Origin of the sequence: Flavobacterium caeni, assembly GCF_900101895.1 — a bacterium.
Lineage (GTDB): Bacteria > Bacteroidota > Bacteroidia > Flavobacteriales > Flavobacteriaceae > Flavobacterium > Flavobacterium caeni.
Map to the genome: position 1 here is coordinate 9,133 of NZ_FMVF01000027.1, position 2,402 is coordinate 11,534.

Sequence of the window (2,402 nt, forward strand, 5' to 3'; positions counted from 1 at the left end):
GAAACGCGAAAGAAAAAAGATCGAGAATAAAAAAATTAAACTAATTTAGATTTTTATTAAATGACCTTTGTTGCATTAAGGTCTTGAATCCACGCTGACTAAAAACTTTGATATTATATGAAAAATTTACTTCTTACGGTAGCTATATTTTCAATTTTACATTCTTGTTCAAATGATGAATATACATCCCAAAAAAATTCTAATTCAGCAACTGACCGGCCAAGTGTTCCTATTACAAACAGTGAAGTTAATATTGGAAATCAAATTTGGATGACGAAAAATCTTGGAGTGAGCCGTTATCGAAATGGTGATTTAATTCCTCAGATACAAAATACTTCTCAATGGTGGAATACAACTTCAGGTGCCTGGTGCTACTATGAAAATATTACAGCAAATGGTGTAATTTATGGAAAGCTATACAATTGGTATGCAGTAAATGACCCGCGCGGTTTAGCACCTGAAGGCTGGCATATCCCGACAGAAATTGAATTTGCAAACTTACGAGATTATCTAGGAGGCCCAAATGTTGCTGGAGGAGCCATGAAGTCTTTATCACTATGGAATTTACCAAATATTGGAGCAACAAACAGCAGTGGTTTCTCAGCCTTAGCTGGCGGCTATCGAAAGGATAGTAGCTTTAGCGACAAAGGTACTGCCACTTCATGGTGGACCGAGACCGAGATTGCACCATTTGACGACCGAGCCTATAATTTTTATGTTGAACGATATTCACCACAATGCATAGTAGAATATTCAGATAAAAATATTGGATTTGCTGTGCGATGTGTTAAAGATTAAGACAGGCTTCTGCTAACAGCGCAGTTAAGCAAGAGCTGGATTTCGGTAAGTTGAACGTTCGGTTTTCACGAAGAAAGTTTTATCTTGGCAGAGAGTACTCAGTTCGCTTTTCCGCTCCTGCGTAACTGCGCGAAACGTTAGCGGAAAGTGTTGAAAACCCGTTAAAAGTTCCACTAGAACATTGGCTGATTTTCAATAAATTTGAAAAAAATCGAAATGAAATCAGAGGAAATAAAAAATCTATTTCTGAAATTTGAAGCAGCAACTTCACAACTTGAAGGAGTTGAGTGTTGGAGTGCGCGTGAATTACAAGAGCTACTCGGATATAGCAAATGGGAAAATTTTGAAAAAGTAATTCAAAAAGCAAAAGATGCTTGTAAAAATGCTGGAGAGTCTGTAGAAAACCATTTTCCCGACATCAGGAAGATGGTTGAGATTGGTTCTAATTCTGAAAGAGCTATCGATGATATCGCATTAACAAGATACGCATGTTATCTAATTGCACAAAATGGAGACAGTCGAAAAGAGGAAATTGCATTCGCTCAAAATTACTTTGCTGTTCAAACTCGACGTGCGGAAATGGTCGAACAAAGATTACTCGAATTTGAAAGAGTAAAAGCACGTGAAAAATTAAGCCAAACTGAAAAGCAGCTTTCTGGAATTATTTACGAAAGAGGTGTCGACAGTCAAGGTTTTGCCATTATTCGTAGCAAAGGAGATCAAGCGCTATTTCGAATTAATACTCAAATGCTAAAAAAGAAAATGGGTGTTCCAGATAACAGACCTGTTGCTGATTTTCTACCAACAATTAGTATCAAAGCAAAAGATTTAGCTGCAGAAATGACTGGATTGAATGTACAAAGTAAAGATTTGAAAGGTCAATTGCGTATTGAAAAAGAACACGTCGATAATAATATTGCAGTAAGAACGATGTTAACAAATCGAGGTATTGTTCCTGAAAATCTTCCGCCAGCTGAAGATGTAAAAAAATTACAGCGAAAATTAGATGGTGATGAGAAAAAAGTTTTGAAGGAAACTAAAAAGAAACCTTCAAAAGGGAAAAAATAAATACACCTTCCGCTAACCGCCGTTTCAAGCCATTGCGGACATTTTCGTCACCGGAAATCTCTATTTCACGAAGAAAGATTATCTTCGGCAGAGAGAACTCAGTTCGCTTTGATCCGCAACGTCGTGAAGCGGCCTAACGTTATAAGAACCTTGGTTTTCCCCATAAGCTACCAACCGCTGATTTAGAAATAACAATTCTCCTTCTTTATTTTTGAAATATGATTCTCATGCCGAAGGTTTTTTATATGAGTTTCGTTGACAAAAGCTTTTTGCAAATTGCTCAGTCCATAATTTTTTCGACCGGAGCATTTTGTAAATGATTTCCTTTTATGGGAAATCATTTTTTGACGTCTTCGTAGAAGATCATTTCAAAACACTCGTTGTCAAAGGCTTTGCCGCAAGGTTCTTATAACAGCGCATTTACGTGATCGCTGGTTTTTGGCGGCCGGAACGTTTCAGTTTCACGAACTTTGTTTATCTTCGGCGGAGAGAACTCGTTTCGCTTTGACGCGACCACGCAAATGCGCGAAACGTTA

2 protein-coding genes are annotated in these 2,402 nt (G+C 37.6%); both read left to right on the forward strand.

Annotated features, from left to right (window positions below):
• The first annotated feature begins 117 nt into the window (after nt 1-117).
• On the forward strand, nt 118-798 hold the full coding sequence (locus BLP55_RS15625) for a fibrobacter succinogenes major paralogous domain-containing protein (protein ID WP_091146955.1): 681 nt from the start codon (nt 118-120) through the stop codon (nt 796-798).
• Nucleotides 799-1,014: 216 nt separating this feature from the next.
• Nucleotides 1,015-1,866, forward strand: coding sequence for a DNA damage-inducible protein D (gene dinD, locus BLP55_RS15630; protein WP_091146958.1), 852 nt, complete (start codon nt 1,015-1,017; stop codon nt 1,864-1,866).
• Nucleotides 1,867-2,402: the final 536 nt, after the last annotated feature.